The following is a 19,641-nucleotide window of genomic DNA, read 5'->3' as shown; positions in this document are numbered from 1 at the left end:
TCCGGCAGCTCTATAATAAGTTGCCGGAAGCCGGAGGTAGTATGGCCAAGCTTCTTAATCTGCTGGAATGGGCGAATTCAACTTATTCAACCCCTCCGTCTCTTTCAACACTTCGCCGCTGGGCGCGGGAGGGGCGCATTTTCCCTGCCCCGGAGCTTCACGGCAAAGAATATAAGGTTCAGCCTGACGCCATCTATGTGGATCCGAGCAAAAAGAACCTTCGTCACAAAGCAAAACACCTAGCGCTGCCAACTGGCGGCACTCTACTGGAGAGACTGACTCATGGCGAAAAGGCCAGTTCGTTACGACGCTAACCTGCCCCGTAACCTGACCTATCGTAAAAGAGACAGGCTTTATAGCTGGCGAAACCCGATTACCGGTCAAGAGTTATCTCTTGGCCGGATCGACAGAAAGGACGCCATTTCTCAGGCCATCGAAGCCAATAACTACATCGAACAGAATTACCTTCCGTCAGCGCTGCTGGACCGCATAAAGGAAACACCCACATTTACGGTGAAAGCGTGGCTTGAGCGTTACGAAGTAATTCTTGAGCGAAGAGAATTGAAGCCCAACACGATGAAGGTCAGGCGTAACCAGATCGCCACTATCAGTGATGAATTCGGACGTATGCCGCTATCTGCTGTCAGCACGAAGGACGTATCTTCTTTTCTTGAGAGTTACATACTCTGTGACAAGAAGAGCATGGCCTCCGGACTGCGTTCGGTGTTGTTGGATATTTTCAGGGAAGCGATTGTCGAAGGGCATATTGAAAGGAACCCGGCAGAGCCGACAAGAACGCCGACACCAAAAGTGAAGCGTGAGCGTCTTTTGCTTGAACAGTTTGAGATAATAAGAGATGCCGCAACAACCCATTCCGAATGGGCTGCAAATGCATGTGACCTTGCACTTGTCACCGGACAAAGAAGAGAGGACGTATCGTTGTTCAGATTCAGCGATATCAGGGATGGAAGGTTGTTTGTCACGCAGGAAAAGACAGGTCACAAATTGGCGTTGCCACTTGATTTGCGACTGGACTCTGCTGATTTGGTACTGCAGGATGTTATCGACCGTTGTCGTAAAAACAACCCGTCAGACTTCATGATTTATTCTTCGGTAAGGCGTGGCGGTAGGAAGCCAGGTCCGTTAACTCCGGACGGAATCACTCAAGCGTTTTCCGATATCAGGGATTCTACAGAGTTAAAGTTTGGCCCCAACCCTCCTCCGTTCCATGAAATCAGGAGTTTGGCGAGTAGACTCTATGAAAGGGAGCGCGGAGAGGATTTCGCACAGAGGCTGCTGGGGCATAAAAATTTAACAATGACCAAAAAATACCTGGACGCACGTGGTGCAGAATATGTTATGGTTTAGACAGGATATGGAAATTTCGAGTAATTTTCGTGGGATTTCGTGAAAGCACCGAAAAAACCCAACGAAAACAAGAATATAAAAAGAGACCGAATACGATTCCTGTATTCGGTCCAGGGAAATGGCTCTTGGGAGAGAGCCGTGCGCTAAAAGTTGGCATTAATGCAGGCTAAGTTACCCTGCCATTTAAGAATAGATGACAGCGCCAGGTTTTCCAGTCCGCGACTAAAGTGGCCTGAAAAAAAGGACGATTGTCACACATCTAAACGTAAAAACCGCAAGTTCTCCTGAGCGAGCCTTGCGGTTTTTTATTGGAAATCAGAACGCTACATCTGACAATTAGCAGAGCTTTTCTGCACGCTCCACAAACGGGGCGAGGCTCATTTTTTCGCCCGGTTTCGCCGGGTCGTCAATCTGGATAATCTCGATCGGCTTCGCCGTAGTTTTCCCACTCTCTACCTGCTGTCTGGCAACATCATTCAATGGGTATTGCACCAGCGTACTGGGATTGATGACATACAGCGCGTTACCCGGACGGCAGGTCAGCATCACCTCTTCCCGATTAAACGCCCACTTATCTTTGCCAACCTCAAAACGGCTGACGGTGATGACCTGTGGCGCAGCCAGCGCGGCCCCTGAACTTGCCAGTAGTAATAACGAGATAATGATTTTTTTCATGCGTTTTGCCAATCCATCAATCAGAAAGGTTCGAGGGTTGCAAACAGGCTGACAATCGCCAGCACAACGGCCCCAATTCCCCATTCCAGCTTAGTCATCCAAACAAAATAGAGTGTCATACTGCGGTTATCCTGCCGCATACGTGGTACCAGAACATACCGATTCACCAGCGCAATCGCCACCATTAGCATCACCAGAGCACCTTTTAACAAAAGCAGTTGCCCGTAAGCCATGTGCCAGGGAACAGAAAAACCAACAATAAACAGCGCATTCATGATACCGGTAAGTAAAACTCCGATAACGAAAAGATGCCCGTAGCGGGAGAAACGCATCATAGTATTGATGGCCTGTTCCCGCCAGCGGCCTTGCGCCATTTGCATACAGTAAAGTACGGGCAGCAAACCACCGAACCAGGCGGCAGCGCATACCAAATGCAAGGCGTGGTTAACCTGCTGGATTGCCCCTGCGATACCGCTATGCAGCGTCGCGTGTCCGACGCCAGCCAGCAAAATAAACTGCGCAATCGTCAGCATTAACAGCAGTCGCGGCATGCTGCGCGGTACTATAATTACCACCACCAGCGTGACCAGTGCGAGGATAATCTGCCATAACCACACGCCGCCAAACTGCGTTTGCAACACGGCGCCCCATATGTCACTAGAAATAACATCCCACCAGCCTGAGCCCATTAAACCACCCTGGATCGCCAGCATCAGCGTCGCGCTAATAAAGCTCCACGCTGCGGCATGTCGTTGTAGACGCAAAAAACGACGCATCATTAAACGACGAACCGAAACGGGAGCCAGCCATGCGCCGTAGAGCGCACAGCCAAACACCAGCATCAACGTGGTAAAATGGATAAACCGTAGTGCAACCCAGGTAAATTCCAGCATCGGTTATTTCACGCTAAAGGTATATTGCCCCTTTGTCTTATGGCCATCCACGGAGACGACGTGCCAGTCGACAGTATATTTTCCGGCCTCAAGCGTTTGAGCAAGCGGAATAATCAGTTGTGTTTTGTCCTGTTCACTGCGCGATGCCTTACCCGTTTTGATCCGTTCTTTGTTTGGGCCTGTCAGCGTTGCGCCGCTGAATCCCGGCTCGACACCTTCAGAGAAATTCAGCGTCAACGCCTGAGGAGATACCGCAACATCGGCATTAGCCGCCGGGCTTTGTTTTGTCAGGTGAGCATGAGCCAGGGCGGCGGGAGTTGCCAGAAGGCTGGCGAGTACGATGAGAGCGTTGCGAAGCTTAGATGCAGATGAAGCCATTTCAACTATTCCTTTTTGTTATGTCTAATCTATAGAGAATAACCTTCTACAATGATCGAGTCGAGAATCATCATTTCGGTCTTGCCATTAATGCACACTCTTAGTAACTTTGCGCGCCGAAAGACAGAGAAAAGGAGAAGCCCATGAACATCAATCTGGCCAAACTTGAGCAAGCTGAAATGGATAAGGTCAATGTTGACCTGGCCGCGGCGGGTGTCGCATTTAAGGAGCGATACAACATGCCGGTTGTTGCCGAAGTCGTTGAGCGTGAACAGCCCGAACATTTACGCGACTGGTTTCGGGAAAGACTGATCGCGCACCGTCTGGCATCCGTTTCCCTTTCACGTTTACCCTACGAGCCTAAAGTTAAATAAAACTTATATTACGTTACGATTCCTTACATGATGCCTGCTACAGTATAAGTATATTCTTAATCTATACTTTAAAGATGGTTGTAGACACTATGAAAAGGAAATCATTATGTCACACTGGAAAATCGCAGCAGCACAGTACGAACCTCTTCAGACCTCAGTTACCGAACATGTCGCGCATCACCTGCAATTCATTCAGGCAGCCGCTCAATGCCAATGTGAATTGCTGGTTTTCCCCTCCCTTTCCCTGTTGGGTTGTGTTGATGAGAATGACGCGCTCCCTGCCCCACCCGATGAAGCGTTGTTAGAACCTCTCGCGCATGCTGCCGTGACTTATCGCATGACGATTATTGCGGGGCTATCGGTAGAACATAACAATCGGTTCGTAAAAGGTATCGCGCTTTTCTCTCCCTGGATGACCTCCCCCTTAACGTTTCACCAGAGCCACGGGGCCTGTATCGCCAGACAGCAAAATGCCATCAGCGTTGTGGATAGCCAGCCGGAAGGTATCGATATCGACCCGGCGTACTCGCTATTCACCAGCAGTCAGTCTGTCAGTGAGCCCGAATTGCTCTCCTCCACATCTCGTCTACAGAGTTTCTCGCATAAATTTGCCATCGCGGTATTAATGGCCAATGCGCGTGGCAGCAGCGCGTTATGGGATGAGCAAGGTCGATTGATTGTTCGCGCAGACAGCGGTTCCTTACTCTTAACCGGTCAACGCACGCCACGGGGTTGGCAAGGTGATATCATTCCTTTACGCTAATCGTTTTGGGTCAGGAGCATGGCATGTTGCGCATAATAGATACAGAAACCTGTGGTCTGCAGGGAGGCATTGTTGAGATTGCTTCTGTCGATGTGGTTGACGGAAAAATAGTCAATCCCATGAGCCACCTGGTGCGTCCTGACCGCCCCATCAGCCCTCAGGCGATGGCAATTCATCGCATTACGGAAGCGATGGTGGCCGATAAGCCGTGGATTGAAGATGTCATCCCACAATATTACGGCAGCGAATGGTACGTGGCGCACAATGCAAGTTTTGATCGCCGCGTATTACCCGACATGCCCGGGGAGTGGATTTGCACCATGAAACTCTCCCGTCGTTTGTGGCCAGGAATCAAATACAGCAACATGGCGCTGTATAAATCGCGCAAGCTGAGCGTGCAGACGCCAGCTGGCCTGCATCATCACCGTGCCCTGTACGACTGCTACATCACCGCGGCACTGCTGATCGACATCATACAAACGTCAGGCTGGTCAGCAGAACAGATGGTCGATATTACCGGCCGTCCTGCGTTACTTACTACTTTCACTTTCGGCAAGTACCGCGGAAAACCTGTATCAGAAGTGGCTGAACGCGATCCGGGCTATCTGCGCTGGTTATTTAATAACCTCGACAGTATGAGCCCGGAGCTGCGCTTAACGCTGAAGCACTATCTGGATAACGCCTGAGCAGATGCCTGCCCAGGCAGAGTCCCCTGCGCCAGTCCGATCAAAAACGCGTATTCCAGGGCCACGCCTTCGTATGATTTAAAACGCCCGGATTTTCCGCCATGCCCGGAATCCATATCCGTGCAGAGTAACAGCAGATGATCGTCCGTTTTCAGCTCGCGCAGTTTTGCCACCCATTTTGCCGGTTCCCAGTATTGCACCTGGGAGTCGTGTAATCCCGTCGTAACCAGCAGATGAGGATAATCTTGCGCTGTAACATTGTCATACGGGCTGTAGCTTTTCATGTAGGTGTAATACTCTTCGTCCTGCGGATTCCCCCACTCTTCAAACTCACCGGTCGTCAGGGGAATGGACTCATCCAGCATCGTGGTCACCACATCGACAAAAGGCACCTGCGCAATGACGCCATGGAAGAGTTCCGGGCGCTCATTAATGGCAACACCCATTAACATTCCTCCGGCGCTTCCCCCCATGCCGTAACACAGCGAAGGCGCGCCATAACCCATTTTTAGCAGCGCGTCGCAGACGTCAAGGTAGTCATTGAAGGTATTTTTCTTGAGCAGAAACTTACCGTCTTCGTACCACTGCTGTCCTAACTCGCCGCCGCCACGCACATGAGCAATGGCATAAACAAAGCCGCGATCCAGTAAGCTCAAGCGGCTGCTGCTGAAATCGGCGTCCATGCTGGCGCCATACGAACCATAGCCGTAGACCAGTAAAGGGTTTTTCCCTTTCAGGAAATACTTTTGATGGTAAACCAGCGAAACCGGAACCTCGGTGCCATCACGCGCGGTGATCCAGACGTGTTCGCTACGGTAGTTCGCCGCATCAAATCCTGGGACCTCCGTCTGTTTGAGTACGCGACGCTCTCCGGTGTCCATATCCAGTTCAAACAGCGTGTCCGGTGTGGTCATGGAGGAATAGCCATAACGCAGGCGCGATGTCTCAGGTTCTGGATTATAGGCAAGCCATGTCACATACGCCGGATCATCAAAAGCGATACCGACCACTTCGCGCGTTTTACGATTAATCTGTCGCAGGCTGGTTAAGCCCCGCTGACGCTCTTCCACCACCAGCCAGTCTGTGAACAGCGTAAAGCCCTCCAACATGATGCTGTCGCGCGGCGGGATCAGCGTCTCCCAGGCTTGTTCATCACGCACACGGGTACGGTACAGGCCGAAATTTTTACCCTGACGGTTGGAACGCAGATAAAACGTATGCTGATAGTGATCGAGACTATACTCGTGATCTTTGCGTCGCGCTAAAAAGACTAACGGCTCGGCATCCGCCAGTTCTGCGTCAAGCAGCAAAACCTCACTGGTGGTCGCGCTGGCGATATGAATAACCACATAATGTAACGAGGTGGTTTTATGCAGACTGACATAAAACATGTCATCGGCTTCTTCATACACTAGCTCATCCAGTGATGACGGCGAGCCGACGGTATGCCGCCACACTTGATACGGGAGCAGCGTCGTTGCGTGTTTGCGCACGTAATAGAAGGTTTGCGAGTCATTCGCCCAGACCAGATCCGCTTCAACGTTTTCCAGCACTTCCGGATACCAGTTGCCGCTTTGCAGATTGCGAAAACGCACGCCATATTGCCGACGAGAAAGATAATCTTCGGCCAACGCCATGATGGTGTTATCCGGAGATATCGCCAGTCCCCCCAGCGTATAAAACTCACTGTGGGCCGCGCGCTGGTTACCATCCAGCAAGGTGTCCCATTCATCCCACTCTTCACTGAAGGCAGACTGACGCTGATAAATGGCATATTCGCACCCCGGTTCATAAATATGCCGGTAGCGATAACCATTCTTCACATAGGGGGCGGAAGCATCCTGAGGCGGGATACGGTCGATAATCTCTTTCAGGACGCGATCCTGCAATGCCTGCTGCGAGGCCATAATCTGGCGGCCATACGCATTTTCTTGTTGCAGATAATCCAGCACTTCTGGCTGCGAGCGGGTATCATCTCGCAGCCAGTAATAATTATCAACACGGATATCGCCATGATTCGTCATGGCGTGGGGAATACGAGAAGCTTTTGGTAGCATGTCATTGTTCTTTTGCTTAAACATCCTATAAGGGTGGCAAAAGACAGCAATGATGCAAGCGAAACATGCGCCTTAACGGTAAGTAATTAACCCGGTAAAGCCTGTTTTTGTTCCTTGAGATCCTGTTCAATGCCTTCACGAACATCCTGCGGGATCTTCAACGCATCGCCCAGCGCGTTCAGATAGCTACGCTCCATAAAGTGGTCGATATCAATCGCCGCACAGCTCAGGAAGTATATTTCCAGCGCCTCTTCTTCGTTGCGGATCCCTTGTGCCAGGCGCTGAGGATCTAACGGTTGTTCAATGGCGCGTTCGATCAGAACACGGCCCTGCTCTTCCACGCCTGCTTCACGAAGTTGCTGCTCAATGGCGGTACGTTCTTTGGCATCAATATGACCATCGCTTTTCGCCGCAAAAACCAGCGCCAGGATCAGTCGTTCGGTTCGCTCATCCAGCGGCGAGCTTTGTGCACCGAACTGCGGCTCACCCTGATGCGCCGCGCGAACCTTATCCTTGTATTTGTTCCATAACACGGTACCGGCAACCGCACCGCCGCCCACCAGAAGCGCGCTGGTGCCGTATTTACTCAGTAACTTACGTGAAGATTTGTTGGCAACCAGTAATCCTGCCAGACCGCCTAACGCGCCGGGAACCAGAAGTTTACTCAGCCCTTGCTCACCAGAAGATGACGCGGAAGATCCTTTTTGCCCAAGAAGAGATTGAAGTTGATTCAGCCAGTTAGCCATGTTGCCCCTCAAGTACAGACGAATAATCATCAAAGCGTACCCGAGGGGATGTCAGGAAGTGTTCAGGTCATCAAAAGAAGTGCAAATACCTTCTACCTTCGTTACTGCGACTGATACTCCGCCGTTCCGGCTTTGCAGTCGACTTTTACCTGGTAGTGAATATCCGCGCTTTTACCGCGAACCGTGAGGGGAACTGACCATTTCCCATCTTTGCCCGTAATATCGGGCGTGTTGACCCAGGCGACAGGATCGGCTTGCCCGACGCGTTTTTGATCGTCAGCCCAGCGCGCGATGCGATTTTGCTGATAATCACGTTTCACGCTCGCCGCGATACCGTCAGCATTCAGTCCTTCGCACTTGGGGAACTGAACATTCTTGCTTTCCATATTTGCCGCAAATACAGATACGCTGGCAGATAACAACAGCAGGCTCAGCAACGCTCTTTTTTTATACATTCTTTTCTCCTTAATCTCCCCTTCGTCCTTCAGGTTGCCTGTTGAACGTGAAAAGACGTCAGGGATTGCACAATGATTCAGGGAAAAGCATGGTACAAAACGTCAGGAGCGCAAGTCGTTTCAGGCAGCCTGAGTATCATCCTCAGCGTGCGCATCGTTTTCGACCGCCTGCGGAGAGGGCAGCTTGCCGTTTTTCAGAATGGCGCTCAGCACATCTTTCTGCTCAGCCAGCCACAGGGAAAGCGCTTCGCGCTGCTCGTCTTCGAGCGCTACCGGCGATTGCTCCAGCCATGTGTCGAGCAAATCTGCTGTATCAAGCATTTTGTCATACGCATCGGCTTCCTTTTTGCTGGTAAACGACATTTTTTCCTCACCTTCCCGAATGACTACGTATTTAACTTCAACCGCCATTTTTGCAGCCTCTTAAATTACCTGTATTTATGTACAGTATATTCTTTTTGCGCCTTGAAATCAACCTGGTAATAAAGACAGACGCAAACGTTTTCGTATATACTGCGCCCAGATAAAACAGGGGATTAATTTATGACGTTATTAGGCACAGCGCTGCGTCCCGCAGCAACGCGAGTGATGTTATTAGGTTCAGGTGAACTGGGTAAAGAGGTGGCGATTGAATGCCAACGCCTGGGTGTGGAAGTCATTGCCGTGGATCGTTACCCCGACGCGCCAGCCATGCACGTTGCCCATCGCTCATACGTAATCAACATGCTGGATGGCGATGCTTTACGCCAGCTCGTCGAGCGTGAAAAACCACATTATATCGTGCCGGAAATAGAGGCGATTGCCACGGATATGCTGGTAAAACTGGAACAGGACGGTCAAAACATCGTGCCGTGCGCCCGGGCGACGCAGTTGACCATGAACCGCGAAGGAATCCGTCGTCTCGCCGCCGAAGAATTATCTCTACCGACCTCTTCTTACCGCTTTGCTGACAGCGAAGCCCGATTTCGCGAGGCCGTTGCCGAAATCGGCTATCCCTGCATCGTGAAGCCGGTAATGAGTTCCTCCGGTAAGGGACAGAGCTTTATTCGTTCCGCCGATCGACTCACTGAAGCCTGGAATTATGCTCAACAAGGCGGCCGAGCAGGTGCCGGACGCGTTATCGTCGAAGGCGTAGTGAATTTTGATTTTGAAATCACCCTGCTTACCGTCAGCGCCGTTGATGGCGTACATTTCTGCGCACCGGTAGGACATCGTCAGGAAGATGGCGATTATCGCGAATCCTGGCAGCCGCAGCAGATGAGTGAACTGGCGCTGGCTCGAGCGCAGGAGATTGCCCGTAAGGTGGTGCTGGCGCTGGGCGGCCACGGTCTGTTTGGGGTAGAGCTATTTGTCTGCGGGGATGAGGTCATTTTCAGCGAAGTTTCCCCTCGCCCTCACGACACGGGTATGGTGACCTTGATTTCGCAGGATCTGTCTGAGTTTGCCCTGCATGTACGCGCATTTCTCGGTCTGCCGGTTGGCGCAATCCGTCAGTATGGGCCTTCTGCTTCCGCCGTTATTCTGCCGCAGCTTACCAGCCAGAATGTCACGTTTGATAACGTACAGGCCGCTGTGGGCACAGGTATGCAAGTCAGATTCTTCGGCAAGCCAGACATCGACGGGAGCCGTCGTATGGGCGTTGTGCTGGCAACAGCGCAGAGTATTGAAGACGCGGTGACACGCGCGAAAGACGCGGCGGCACAGGTGAAAGTCGCAGGATAAAAAACGGGCCAGATGGCCCGTTTCAGACTCGCAGGCCCGGTAATGATTACCGGGCATTTTGCGTTATTACAGCTTCGCGCCTTCTACTGCTTCACGAGCCAGCTTGGTAATGCGTGCGTAATCGCCAGCTTCCAGGGCATCTGCCGGAACCAGCCAGGAACCACCGATGCACAGCACACTTTTCAGTGCCAGGTAATCACGGTAGTTCGCCGGCGAAATACCGCCGGTTGGGCAGAAACGGACCTGAGAGAACGGACCCGCAATTGCCTGCAGCGCTTTAGTACCGCCGTTGGCTTCCGCCGGGAAGAATTTGAACTCTTTCAAACCGTAGTCCATACCCAGCATCAGTTCAGACACGGTGCTGATGCCTGGGATCAGCGGAATAGTGCCTTCAGTTGCAGCTTTCAGCAGCGGCTCGGTCAGGCCCGGGCTGATAGCAAACTGAGCACCCGCTTCAGTGACTTCAGCCAGTTGTTGTGGATTCAGTACGGTACCCGCACCCACGATAGCGTCGGGAACTTCTTTTGCGATCGCGCGAATGGCATCCATCGCACATGCGGTACGTAAGGTCACTTCCAGAACGCGCACGCCCCCTGCAACCAGCGCTTTTGCCATTGGCACCGCGTGTTCCAGTTTATTAACCACGATAACCGGTACAACCGGGCCAGTGGTCAGGATTGCTTCTGCACTTGTCTTCCAGTTTTTCATCAGAGTTTTCTCTCGCCTGATTACAAAATAAGTCTTAAAAAGTGATACAGGTTGCGCCCTGCTCCGCACCGGACAGCTTTTCACGCAACGCGCTGAACATTTCACGTCCCGTACCCACGCGCGATGCGCTGAGATCAGGAATGTGTGGCTGACGGGAGGCAAGTTCCTCTTCATCCACCAGCAGCGTCAATTCACCTGTCTGTCCATTCACACGAATGATGTCGCCATCGCGTACTTTTGCCAGCAGCCCGCCATCATAGGCTTCCGGGGTTACATGGATTGCTGAAGGCACTTTACCTGAAGCACCTGAAAGTCGTCCATCGGTAACTAACGCAATTTTGAAACAACGGTCCAATAATACACCAAGTGGCGGCATGAGTTTATGTAATTCTGGCATTCCGTTCGCTTTTGGTCCCTGATGGCGCACAACCACCACGCAATCCCGATCAAGCAGACCCGCATCGAACGCGGGTAACACATCATGCTGACTTTCAAAGACGACTGCCGGCGCTTCAATAATCTGGTTTTCTACCGGTACCGCCGACGTTTTCATCACCGCACGCCCGAGGTTACCGCTCAGCACTTTGGTGCCACCGTGGTGGGAGAATGGTTGGTCAAAGGTGGCGATCACGTTGCTGTCCAGAGACTTCGCTGCCCCTTCGCGCCAGTCCAGTTCACCCTCGTTAAGCCACGGTTCCATGGTGTAGCGGGATAAACCGAATCCGGCAACGGTGTTCACATCTTCATGTAGCAGACCCGCATTGAGCAGTTCACGCATTAACACCGGCACGCCACCCGCCGCCTGGAAGTGGTTAATATCTGCCGGACCATTCGGGTACAGACGCGCCATCAGCGGCACGATATCGGACAGATCGGAGAAATCATCCCAGTTAATCAGAATCCCGGCCGCACGCGCCATAGCCACCAGGTGCATCGTATGGTTGGTAGAGCCCCCGGTCGCCAGCAGCGCCACAATACCGTTCACTACCACTTTTTCATCGATCATTTTACCGATCGGCATCCATTCATTGCCATTGCCGGTCAGGCGTGTTACCTGACGGGCTGCAGCCGCGGTCAGCGCTTCACGCAGCGGCGCATCAGGATGTACAAATGAGGAGCCAGGCAGTTGCATACCCATAAACTCCACTACCATCTGGTTAGTGTTCGCTGTGCCGTAGAACGTACAGGTACCCGGAGCGTGATAAGACGCCGCTTCGGATTCAAGAAGCGCCATGCGATCGACTTTACCTTCAGCATACAGCTGACGGATACGCACTTTTTCTTTGTTCGCCAGACCGCTCGCCATCGGACCGGAAGGAATAAAGATTGACGGCAGATGACCAAATGACAGCGCAGCCATTACCAGGCCCGGGACAATTTTGTCGCACACGCCGAGGAACAACGCGCCGTCGAACATGTTGTGGGAAAGGCCCACAGCAGCAGACATCGCAATCACTTCACGACTGAGCAGCGAAAGCTCCATCCCATCCTGTCCCTGGGTCACACCGTCGCACATTGCAGGTACACCGCCAGCAACCTGGCCTACTGCATTGGCTTCATGCAGTGCTTTACGAATGATGGCCGGATAGTGTTCATACGGCTGATGCGCGGAAAGCATGTCGTTATAGGAGGTAATGATCGCGATATTGTTACGCAGCATGCTTTTCAGCGAGGCCTTATCGTCCGGCTGACACGCAGCAAAACCATGCGCCAGGTTACCGCATGCCAGTTGCGAGCGATGAACGGTAGTTGATTTCGCTTGTTCAATACGGGCGAGATAGGCGGAACGTGTGTCACGAGAACGTTCGACGATACGTTGTGTTACGCGTAACAAATTCGGATTCATAGAGGCTCCTAAAATTTATCTGTCAGAGCGTTGGATCAACAATGTGTTTCAGTTGGGTAAAAATAGCTGAATCGCTTGTTGGCCGTAGCTCAGGGGCAAAATCGTTTCAGGCAGTGTAATAAAAAAAGCCCCGCGGGTGAATCCACGCGGAGCTTAAAAGTGCAAAAATTATTCTACAATCTGTGTTAGATCATGTTACCGGTAAAATAACACCTATGGGCTAGATGATATTTTACTCGAATTCGTTCCAGGAACGACCATCTCGGGTAATCATCGCCACAGAAGCAACCGGGCCCCAGGTCCCTGCCTGATACGGCTTCGGCGCGTCGTTGTCCATCGCCCAGGCTTCGGTAATTGAGTCGACCCACTTCCATGCTTCTTCAACTTCATCACGACGCACAAACAGCGCCTGAATTCCGCGCATTGTTTCGAGCAGCAGGCGCTCATAGGCGTCGGCAAGGTGCGTCTGGTTGAAGGTTTCGGAATAGCTCAGATCAAGCTTGGTAATTTGCAGATTATGCTTGTGATCCAGACCCGGCACTTTGTTCAGTACCTGGATATCGACACCTTCATCAGGCTGCAAACGGATGGTCAACTTGTTCTGCGGCAGATCCTGCCAGGATTCTCTGAACAGATTCAGCTCAGGCGTTTTGAAGTAAACCACCACTTCAGAGCACTTCGTCGGTAAACGTTTACCGGTACGCAGGTAGAACGGAACTCCCGCCCAGCGCCAGTTATCGATATCCACACGGATCGCCACAAACGTTTCCGTGTTGCTGCTCTTGTTTGCGCCTTCTTCTTCCAGATACCCCGGCACTTTTTTGCCCTGGGCAAAACCCGCGGTGTACTGACCGCGAACCGTTTTTTCACGTACGTTCGAACGATCGATACGACGCAGCGATTTCAGTACCTTCACTTTTTCATCACGAATGCTGTCGGCGCTCAGATCGGACGGCGGAGACATCGCAATCATGCACAGGATCTGCAGCAGGTGGTTCTGAATCATGTCGCGCATTTGACCTGCCTGGTCAAAATAGCCCCAGCGGCCTTCAATACCCACTTCTTCCGCCACGGTAATTTCTACGTGATCGATAGTGCGGTTATCCCAGTTGTTCACAAACAGGGAGTTGGCAAAACGCAGTGCCAGCAGGTTCAGGACCGTCTCTTTGCCAAGATAGTGGTCGATACGATAAACCTGACACTCTTCGAAATACTCGCCGACCTGATCGTTGATTTCACGGGATGTTGCCAGCGATGTACCCAGCGGTTTTTCCATCACAACACGGGCTGGTTTAGCATTCAGCTTTGCTTCACCCAAGCCTTTGCAGATCGCGCCAAAGGTGCTTGGCGGCATCGCGAAATAGTTAATGGTGGTACGTGATTTTTGATCCAGCATTTCGCCCAGACGGCTAAACGCGGCGGTGTCATTGACGTCCAGATTACAAAACTCCAGACGACCGCTGAGAGTCTCCCACAAACCTTCGTCGATTTTTTCTTTCATGAAGGTTTCGAGCGCTTCACGCACAACCTTGGTATAGGCTGCTTTGTCCCAGTCGGCACGCCCTACCCCAATGATACGGGTTTCCGGGTTAATCTGGCCGGCCTTTTCCAGTTGATACAGGGAAGGCAGCAATTTCCGCCGCGCCAGGTCGCCCTTCGCGCCGAAAATGACCAGATCACATGCCTGGGCTGTTTGCGTTACCGCCATGTCATTCTCCTCAATTAAGTGCCTGGTGCTTTTGCCAGACACTGGTTGTAATTTTATTACAGTGCACTGTACTGCTTTTACGTGAATCCGGAAACCGTAAACGCTTATCCAGCCGTGCTGTTACCGCGAACAGTCGCTTTATGGGCGTTTGCCGTCGCAAATTGGACAAAAAAGTCGTCTTTTTTCGTACCCCTGAAGACGTAAGAAAACCCGACTCCGATCATGTAATGAAAAAAAACAACAACTATTCTGTCCATTTTGCCCCGTTGCTGCATTAGCAGGGGTAATATCTATACACGAAATTATGCCCCGATTTCTCCGTATCATTGAAATCGTTTTTGCCCATGACCCATGAGTCTACCTACATCATGAATATGCTGGAAAAAATCCAGTTAAAACTGGAACAGTTGAGCAAGTCAGAGCGTAAAGTCGCCGACATTATTCTTGCCTCTCCCGAGCGGGCAATCCATTCAAGCATCGCCACACTTGCTGTGGAAGCCAATGTCAGCGAACCGACGGTGAACCGTTTCTGTCGCAGCATGGATACCCGCGGCTTCCCTGATTTTAAACTGCATCTGGCGCAAAGTCTGGCAAATGGCACCCCATATGTTAATCGCAATGTGGATGAGGATGACAGCGTAGAATCTTACACGGGGAAAATCTTCGAGTCAGCGATGGCAAGCCTCGACCACGTCCGCCAGTCGCTGGATAACGCAGCGGTAAACCGGGCCGTAGATTTATTAACTCAGGCGAAAAAAATTGCCTTCTTTGGCCTCGGTTCTTCTGCCGCAGTGGCGCATGACGCAATGAATAAATTTTTCCGGTTTAACGTACCGGTAATCTATTCCGACGATATTGTTCTGCAACGCATGAGTTGCATGAATTGTAGCGACGATGACGTCATTGTGCTTATTTCTCATACCGGAAGAACCAAAAGTCTGGTGGAACTGGCGCAGTTGGCGCGGGAAAATGACGCCATGGTTATCGCCCTCACCTCTCCCGGCACGCCACTGGCGCGTGAAGCAACGCTGGCAATTACTCTCGATGTACCGGAAGATACTGACATTTATATGCCCATGGTCTCTCGACTTGCTCAACTGACCGTGATAGATGTGCTGGCTACAGGATTTACTTTGCGCCGTGGGGCAAAATTTAGAGATAACTTGAAGCGTGTCAAGGAAGCGCTCAAGGAATCGCGTTTTGATAAAGAATTACTCATCAAGAGTGATGACCGCTAAAAGCAATAACAATGTTCTACCCTTTTATCATCCGGGTCGTTCATTTACCGTTAATATTTGAGAACGACCGGATTAATGTTCACGCAACACCAAGTTGTTTCAGTCAACGGAGTATTACATGTCCAGAAGGCTTCGCAGAACCAAAATCGTTACCACGTTAGGCCCGGCAACTGACCGCGATAATAACCTTGAAAAGATTATCGCCGCGGGTGCGAACGTCGTACGTATGAACTTTTCTCACGGCTCTCCAGAAGATCACAAACTGCGGGCGGATAAAGTCCGTGAAATTGCCGCAAAACTGGGACGTCATGTAGCTATTTTGGGTGACCTGCAGGGACCTAAAATCCGCGTATCAACCTTTAAAGAAGGTAAAGTATTTCTTAACGTTGGCGACAAGTTCCTGTTAGACGCCAACCTCGGCAAAGGCGAAGGCGACAAAGAAAAAGTCGGTATTGATTATAAAGGACTGCCTGCTGACGTCGTCCCAGGCGATATCCTGCTGCTCGACGACGGCCGCGTACAGCTTAAAGTGCTGGAAGTTCAGGGCATGAAAGTCTTCACCGAAGTTACCGTCGGTGGCCCGCTGTCCAACAATAAGGGCATTAACAAACTGGGCGGCGGTCTCTCTGCTGAAGCCCTGACCGAAAAAGACAAAGCCGACATCGTCACCGCTGCGCAAATCAGCGTTGACTATCTGGCCGTCTCCTTCCCGCGCTGCGGCGAAGATCTGAACTATGCCCGCCGTCTGGCGCGCGACGCTGGCTGCGATGCGAAAATTGTCGCCAAGGTAGAACGTGCAGAAGCCGTCTGCGACCAGAATGCGATGGATGACATCATCCTTGCCTCCGACGTGGTGATGGTGGCGCGTGGCGACCTGGGCGTTGAAATTGGCGATCCTGAGCTGGTAGGTATTCAGAAAGCGTTGATTCGCCGCGCACGTCAGCTGAACCGTGCGGTCATTACCGCCACGCAGATGATGGAGTCGATGATCACCAACCCAATGCCGACCCGTGCGGAAGTGATGGACGTGGCTAACGCCGTCCTCGACGGTACCGATGCCGTTATGCTCTCTGCAGAAACTGCTGCAGGTCAGTACCCGGCTGAAACCGTCGCGGCTATGGCACGCGTCTGTTTGGGTGCTGAGAAGATCCCGAGCATCAATGTTTCTAAACACCGCCTTGACGTGCAGTTTGATAACGTTGAAGAAGCGATTGCCATGTCAGCGATGTATGCCGCTAACCACCTGAAAGGGGTCACCGCTATCATCACAATGACGGAATCCGGTCGTACTGCGCTGATGACTTCACGTATCAGTTCTGGTCTGCCGATTTTCGCGATGTCTCGTCATGAACGTACGCTGAATCTGACTTCCCTGTATCGCGGCGTCACCCCGGTTCACTTTGACAGCGAAACTGACGGCGTCGTTGCCGCCAATGAAGCAGTGAATCTGCTGCGCGATAAAGGCTATCTGGTTTCCGGCGACCTGGTCATTGTGACGCAAGGCGATGTCATGAGCACCATTGGCTCAACGAATACCACGCGTATTCTGACCGTCGAGTAACGCCCCGTTTGATGTAAAAAAGCCTCTCGTTTGAGAGGCTTTTTTTTATTTCTTCGGATAAAGATCTTTACGCTTATAAGGCTCAATTTCACCGGGTTTGCGCGTCTTAAGCAGTTTTAGAATCCAGGTGTATTGCTCGAGATGCGGCGTGACAAAGATTTCCACTTCTTCGTTCATTCGTCTGGCAATGGTGTGGTCATCCGCCGTCAGGATGTCATCCATCGGAGGACGAACCTGAATCGTTAAGCGATGCGTTTTCCCATTGTATACCGGGAACAGCGGCACCACACGGGCGTGACACACCTTCATCAGGCGGCCAATCGCCGGTAACGTGGCTTTATAGGTAGCAAAAAAATCCACAAACTCGCTGTGCTCAGGGCCATGGTCCTGATCCGGCAGGTAGTATCCCCAATATCCCTGACGTACAGACTGAATAAACGGTTTGATGCCATCATTACGCGCATGCAAACGACCACCGAAACGACGGCGTACCGTGTTCCAGACATAATCGAATACCGGGTTTCCCTGATTGTGGAACATCGCAGCCATTTTCTGTCCCTGGGAAGCCATCAGCATCGCTGGGATATCTACGCCCCAACCATGAGGAACCAGAAAAATCACTTTTTCATCGTTGCGACGCATCTCTTCGATGATTTCCAGCCCCTGCCAGTCGACCCGATGCTGAATTTTTTCCGGGCCGCGTATGGCGAGTTCCGACATCATAACCATCGCCTGAGGCGCAGTCGCAAACATCTCATCGACAATAGCTTCACGCTCAGCTTCGCTGCGCTCAGGAAAGCAGAGGGATAAATTGATCAGTGCTCTGCGACGCGAGCTTTTTCCCAGCCGCCCGGCCATTCTTCCGAGCTTTGCCAGAATTGGATCGCGAAATGATGCTGGCGTTAACGAAATGCCTGCTATCGCCGCCACACCAAGCCATGCACCCCAGTAGCGCGGATGGCGAAATGATTTGTGAAACTCGGGGATATATTCAATATTCTTTTTTTTCGTTTCCATGCTCTTCCAGTGTCTGGTGCGGCGAAAAGTAGATCTGCTGATAGTGTAGCGGCGCGCGATGCGCCGTACAAAATAAAAAAGCCGGCACGCATAGCGTACCGGCTCTGTCAGCGTGTTAATTAATCGAAACGCAACTGAGGAACAACCTCTTTCACCTGTGCCAGGTAATCGGTACGATCCGATCCAGTCAGGCCTTCTGTGCGCGGCAGTTTCGCCGTCAGAGGATTCACTGCCTGCTGGTTGATCCAGACTTCGTAGTGCAGATGCGGACCCGTTGAACGCCCGGTATTGCCAGACAGCGCGATACGATCGCCACGTTTCACTTTTTGTCCTGGTTTGACCAACAACTTACGCAGGTGCATATAACGCGTGGTATAGGTGCGACCATGACGAACCGCAACATAGTATCCGGCTGCGCCGCTGCGCTTCGCTACAACCACTTCGCCATCACCCACCGACAGCACCGGCGTCCCCTGCGGCATCGCAAAGTCGACACCTTTGTGCGGCGCAACGCGTCCGGTCACCGGGTTCAGACGACGCGGGTTAAAGTTGGAAGAGATGCGGAACTGCTTAGCCGTTGGGAAACGCATAAAGCCTTTCGCCAGTCCGGTACCGTTGCGGTCATAGAACTTACCGTCTTCAGCACGGATTGCGTAATAATCTTTACCTTCAGAACGCAAGCGGACGCCCAACAGTTGGCTTTGCTCACGTTTACCGTCCAGCATTTCGCGAGACATCAGTACCGAGAACTCATCGCCTTTTTTCAGTTTGCGGAAATCCATCTGCCACTGCATGGCCTTAATCACTGCGCTGATTTCAGAGCTGGTCAGTCCGGCATCTTTGGCACTGGCGACAAAACTTCCGCCCACGGTGCCTTTGATTCGGCTGTTAACCCAATCGCCCTGCTGCATTTCGCTGCTCATTTTGAAACCCGTCGCGGTGCGATCGTAAGTACGGGTTTCACGACGGGAGACTTCCCAGGTCAGGCGCTGCAAGTCACCTTCCGCGCCTAACGTCCAGGAAAGTTGCTGACCAATTTTCAGATTACGCAGTTGTTTGTCGGAAGCCGCGAGTTGGCTGATGTCACCCATATCGATGCCGTACTGATTCAGAATACTGCTCAGCGTATCGCCCGTGGAGACGACATACTCATGCACGCCGGCTTCACCAGACGTTTTGTCATCCAGTTCGTCCTGTGGGATAGCTTCGTCTTCCTGAGCAGCCTGATCGATAGGTTCGCTGGCCTCAGGCAATAGTGAACGAATCTCGCTTTTTTCCAGCTCGATAGTTTTGACGATGGGTGCAGAATCAGGATGGTAAACATAGGGCCGCCAGACAGCGACGGCCAATGTCAGTACGGTAAGCGACCCCAGCATAACGCGATGGGGCCGCGGCAGATTATTAAATGCCAGAGCGACAGAGCGGGCTATCTGTTGCACGTAATCA

At 51.9% G+C, this 19,641-nt stretch carries 20 protein-coding genes; 8 read left to right on the top strand and 12 right to left on the bottom strand.

Going from position 1 to position 19,641, the window contains the following annotated elements:
• Window positions 1-41: 41 nt before the first annotated feature.
• Window positions 42-314, top strand: a complete 273-nt coding sequence (locus B9P82_RS03840; RefSeq protein ID WP_072034353.1) for an excisionase — start codon at window positions 42-44, stop codon at window positions 312-314.
• A complete protein-coding gene (locus tag B9P82_RS03835; protein WP_047415377.1) occupies window positions 283-1,368 on the top strand; it encodes a tyrosine-type recombinase/integrase in 1,086 nt (361 codons plus the stop codon). Before B9P82_RS03840 ends, B9P82_RS03835 begins: the two co-directional genes overlap by 32 nt.
• A 336-nt stretch (window positions 1,369-1,704) precedes the next feature.
• On the opposite strand, the gene B9P82_RS03830 is transcribed toward B9P82_RS03835, so the two are convergent.
• Genes B9P82_RS03830 through yobA form a run of 3 tightly spaced genes read right to left on the bottom strand, consistent with a single transcriptional unit; the run spans window position 1,705 to window position 3,314 of the window.
• The gene (locus tag B9P82_RS03830; protein ID WP_003833793.1) at window positions 1,705-2,043 is read right to left on the bottom strand and encodes a YebY family protein; all 339 of its coding nucleotides are present in this window, start codon (window positions 2,041-2,043) and stop codon (window positions 1,705-1,707) included.
• Between the two features lie 20 nt (window positions 2,044-2,063).
• Complete coding sequence (copD, locus tag B9P82_RS03825; RefSeq protein WP_101699964.1) at window positions 2,064-2,936, bottom strand: copper homeostasis membrane protein CopD; 873 nt, start codon at window positions 2,934-2,936, stop codon at window positions 2,064-2,066.
• A gap of 3 nt (window positions 2,937-2,939) precedes the next feature.
• Window positions 2,940-3,314: a CopC domain-containing protein YobA gene (gene yobA / locus B9P82_RS03820; RefSeq protein ID WP_101699963.1), complete on the bottom strand. Its 375-nt coding sequence runs from the start codon at window positions 3,312-3,314 to the stop codon at window positions 2,940-2,942.
• Window positions 3,315-3,457: 143 nt separating this feature from the next.
• Between yobA and B9P82_RS03815 the strand changes: the two genes are divergently transcribed.
• The 3 genes from B9P82_RS03815 to exoX all read left to right on the top strand — a co-directional run bounded on the left by B9P82_RS03815 (window position 3,458) and on the right by exoX (window position 5,137).
• Window positions 3,458-3,688 carry a DNA polymerase III subunit theta gene (locus B9P82_RS03815; RefSeq protein WP_003034925.1) on the top strand — a complete coding sequence of 77 codons (231 nt, stop codon included), beginning with the start codon at window positions 3,458-3,460 and terminating at the stop codon, window positions 3,686-3,688.
• A 106-nt stretch (window positions 3,689-3,794) separates the two neighbouring features.
• Window positions 3,795-4,451 carry a carbon-nitrogen hydrolase family protein gene (locus B9P82_RS03810; protein ID WP_016156222.1) on the top strand — a complete coding sequence of 219 codons (657 nt, stop codon included), beginning with the start codon at window positions 3,795-3,797 and terminating at the stop codon, window positions 4,449-4,451.
• Window positions 4,452-4,474: 23 nt separating this feature from the next.
• Window positions 4,475-5,137 carry an exodeoxyribonuclease X gene (gene exoX / locus B9P82_RS03805; RefSeq protein ID WP_016152773.1) on the top strand — a complete coding sequence of 221 codons (663 nt, stop codon included), beginning with the start codon at window positions 4,475-4,477 and terminating at the stop codon, window positions 5,135-5,137.
• Here the strand turns inward: exoX and ptrB are convergent.
• The 4 genes from ptrB to yebG all read right to left on the bottom strand — a co-directional run bounded on the left by ptrB (window position 5,119) and on the right by yebG (window position 8,806).
• A complete protein-coding gene (ptrB, locus tag B9P82_RS03800) occupies window positions 5,119-7,194 on the bottom strand; it encodes an oligopeptidase B (protein WP_210404991.1) in 2,076 nt (691 codons plus the stop codon). The two genes, exoX and ptrB, sit on opposite strands and share 19 nt — an antisense overlap.
• A gap of 86 nt (window positions 7,195-7,280) precedes the next feature.
• The gene (locus B9P82_RS03795; protein WP_016156220.1) at window positions 7,281-7,940 is read right to left on the bottom strand and encodes a tellurite resistance TerB family protein; all 660 of its coding nucleotides are present in this window, start codon (window positions 7,938-7,940) and stop codon (window positions 7,281-7,283) included.
• A gap of 101 nt (window positions 7,941-8,041) precedes the next feature.
• Window positions 8,042-8,395, bottom strand: coding sequence for a protein YebF (gene yebF / locus B9P82_RS03790; protein ID WP_094761903.1), 354 nt, complete (start codon window positions 8,393-8,395; stop codon window positions 8,042-8,044).
• 120 nt (window positions 8,396-8,515) lie between these two features.
• A complete protein-coding gene (gene yebG / locus B9P82_RS03785) occupies window positions 8,516-8,806 on the bottom strand; it encodes a DNA damage-inducible protein YebG (protein ID WP_003833810.1) in 291 nt (96 codons plus the stop codon).
• A gap of 132 nt (window positions 8,807-8,938) precedes the next feature.
• Between yebG and purT the strand changes: the two genes are divergently transcribed.
• Window positions 8,939-10,117 (top strand): formate-dependent phosphoribosylglycinamide formyltransferase, encoded by a 1,179-nt coding sequence (gene purT / locus B9P82_RS03780; RefSeq protein ID WP_047501996.1) that lies wholly within the window; start codon window positions 8,939-8,941, stop codon window positions 10,115-10,117.
• Between the two features lie 66 nt (window positions 10,118-10,183).
• On the opposite strand, the gene kdgA is transcribed toward purT, so the two are convergent.
• The 3 genes from kdgA to zwf form a co-directional block, all read right to left on the bottom strand.
• The gene (gene kdgA / locus B9P82_RS03775; protein ID WP_016152768.1) at window positions 10,184-10,825 is read right to left on the bottom strand and encodes a bifunctional 4-hydroxy-2-oxoglutarate aldolase/2-dehydro-3-deoxy-phosphogluconate aldolase; all 642 of its coding nucleotides are present in this window, start codon (window positions 10,823-10,825) and stop codon (window positions 10,184-10,186) included.
• Window positions 10,826-10,859: 34 nt separating this feature from the next.
• On the bottom strand, window positions 10,860-12,671 hold the full coding sequence (edd, locus tag B9P82_RS03770) for a phosphogluconate dehydratase (protein WP_049271196.1): 1,812 nt from the start codon (window positions 12,669-12,671) through the stop codon (window positions 10,860-10,862).
• 232 nt (window positions 12,672-12,903) lie between these two features.
• A complete protein-coding gene (gene zwf, locus B9P82_RS03765) occupies window positions 12,904-14,379 on the bottom strand; it encodes a glucose-6-phosphate dehydrogenase (RefSeq protein WP_003034896.1) in 1,476 nt (491 codons plus the stop codon).
• A 368-nt stretch (window positions 14,380-14,747) separates the two neighbouring features.
• Here zwf and B9P82_RS03755 point away from each other — a divergent pair, with 368 nt between their 5' ends.
• Together B9P82_RS03755 and pyk are read left to right on the top strand one after the other, a co-directional pair.
• A complete protein-coding gene (locus B9P82_RS03755) occupies window positions 14,748-15,617 on the top strand; it encodes a MurR/RpiR family transcriptional regulator (RefSeq protein WP_019076523.1) in 870 nt (289 codons plus the stop codon).
• Between the two features lie 118 nt (window positions 15,618-15,735).
• A complete protein-coding gene (gene pyk / locus B9P82_RS03750) occupies window positions 15,736-17,178 on the top strand; it encodes a pyruvate kinase (RefSeq protein WP_046276423.1) in 1,443 nt (480 codons plus the stop codon).
• A 45-nt stretch (window positions 17,179-17,223) separates the two neighbouring features.
• Here the strand turns inward: pyk and lpxM are convergent, their stop codons facing one another.
• Together lpxM and mepM are read right to left on the bottom strand one after the other, a co-directional pair.
• Window positions 17,224-18,195 carry a lauroyl-Kdo(2)-lipid IV(A) myristoyltransferase gene (gene lpxM, locus B9P82_RS03745; RefSeq protein WP_047501988.1) on the bottom strand — a complete coding sequence of 324 codons (972 nt, stop codon included), beginning with the start codon at window positions 18,193-18,195 and terminating at the stop codon, window positions 17,224-17,226.
• Window positions 18,196-18,314: 119 nt separating this feature from the next.
• On the bottom strand, window positions 18,315-19,634 hold the full coding sequence (gene mepM / locus B9P82_RS03740) for a murein DD-endopeptidase MepM (protein WP_016152763.1): 1,320 nt from the start codon (window positions 19,632-19,634) through the stop codon (window positions 18,315-18,317).
• Between the last annotated feature and the right edge of the window lie 7 nt (window positions 19,635-19,641).

The sequence above is a fragment of the Citrobacter sp. L55 genome, assembly GCF_002850715.1.
In the GTDB taxonomy this organism is placed as follows: domain Bacteria; phylum Pseudomonadota; class Gammaproteobacteria; order Enterobacterales; family Enterobacteriaceae; genus Citrobacter; species Citrobacter braakii.
This window is presented reverse-complemented; position numbering and strand designations above follow the sequence as displayed.

Coding starts and splice junctions, on each gene's coding strand:
- B9P82_RS03840 (WP_072034353.1), top strand. CDS start 42: ATGGCCAAGCTTCTTAATCTGCTGGAATGGGCGAATTCAACTTATTCA.
- B9P82_RS03835 (WP_047415377.1), top strand. CDS start 283: ATGGCGAAAAGGCCAGTTCGTTACGACGCTAACCTGCCCCGTAACCTG.
- B9P82_RS03830 (WP_003833793.1), bottom strand. CDS start 2,043: ATGAAAAAAATCATTATCTCGTTATTACTACTGGCAAGTTCAGGGGCC.
- copD (WP_101699964.1), bottom strand. CDS start 2,936: ATGCTGGAATTTACCTGGGTTGCACTACGGTTTATCCATTTTACCACG.
- yobA (WP_101699963.1), bottom strand. CDS start 3,314: ATGGCTTCATCTGCATCTAAGCTTCGCAACGCTCTCATCGTACTCGCC.
- B9P82_RS03815 (WP_003034925.1), top strand. CDS start 3,458: ATGAACATCAATCTGGCCAAACTTGAGCAAGCTGAAATGGATAAGGTC.
- B9P82_RS03810 (WP_016156222.1), top strand. CDS start 3,795: ATGTCACACTGGAAAATCGCAGCAGCACAGTACGAACCTCTTCAGACC.
- exoX (WP_016152773.1), top strand. CDS start 4,475: ATGTTGCGCATAATAGATACAGAAACCTGTGGTCTGCAGGGAGGCATT.
- ptrB (WP_210404991.1), bottom strand. CDS start 7,194: ATGCTACCAAAAGCTTCTCGTATTCCCCACGCCATGACGAATCATGGC.
- B9P82_RS03795 (WP_016156220.1), bottom strand. CDS start 7,940: ATGGCTAACTGGCTGAATCAACTTCAATCTCTTCTTGGGCAAAAAGGA.
- yebF (WP_094761903.1), bottom strand. CDS start 8,395: ATGTATAAAAAAAGAGCGTTGCTGAGCCTGCTGTTGTTATCTGCCAGC.
- yebG (WP_003833810.1), bottom strand. CDS start 8,806: ATGGCGGTTGAAGTTAAATACGTAGTCATTCGGGAAGGTGAGGAAAAA.
- purT (WP_047501996.1), top strand. CDS start 8,939: ATGACGTTATTAGGCACAGCGCTGCGTCCCGCAGCAACGCGAGTGATG.
- kdgA (WP_016152768.1), bottom strand. CDS start 10,825: ATGAAAAACTGGAAGACAAGTGCAGAAGCAATCCTGACCACTGGCCCG.
- edd (WP_049271196.1), bottom strand. CDS start 12,671: ATGAATCCGAATTTGTTACGCGTAACACAACGTATCGTCGAACGTTCT.
- zwf (WP_003034896.1), bottom strand. CDS start 14,379: ATGGCGGTAACGCAAACAGCCCAGGCATGTGATCTGGTCATTTTCGGC.
- B9P82_RS03755 (WP_019076523.1), top strand. CDS start 14,748: ATGAATATGCTGGAAAAAATCCAGTTAAAACTGGAACAGTTGAGCAAG.
- pyk (WP_046276423.1), top strand. CDS start 15,736: ATGTCCAGAAGGCTTCGCAGAACCAAAATCGTTACCACGTTAGGCCCG.
- lpxM (WP_047501988.1), bottom strand. CDS start 18,195: ATGGAAACGAAAAAAAAGAATATTGAATATATCCCCGAGTTTCACAAA.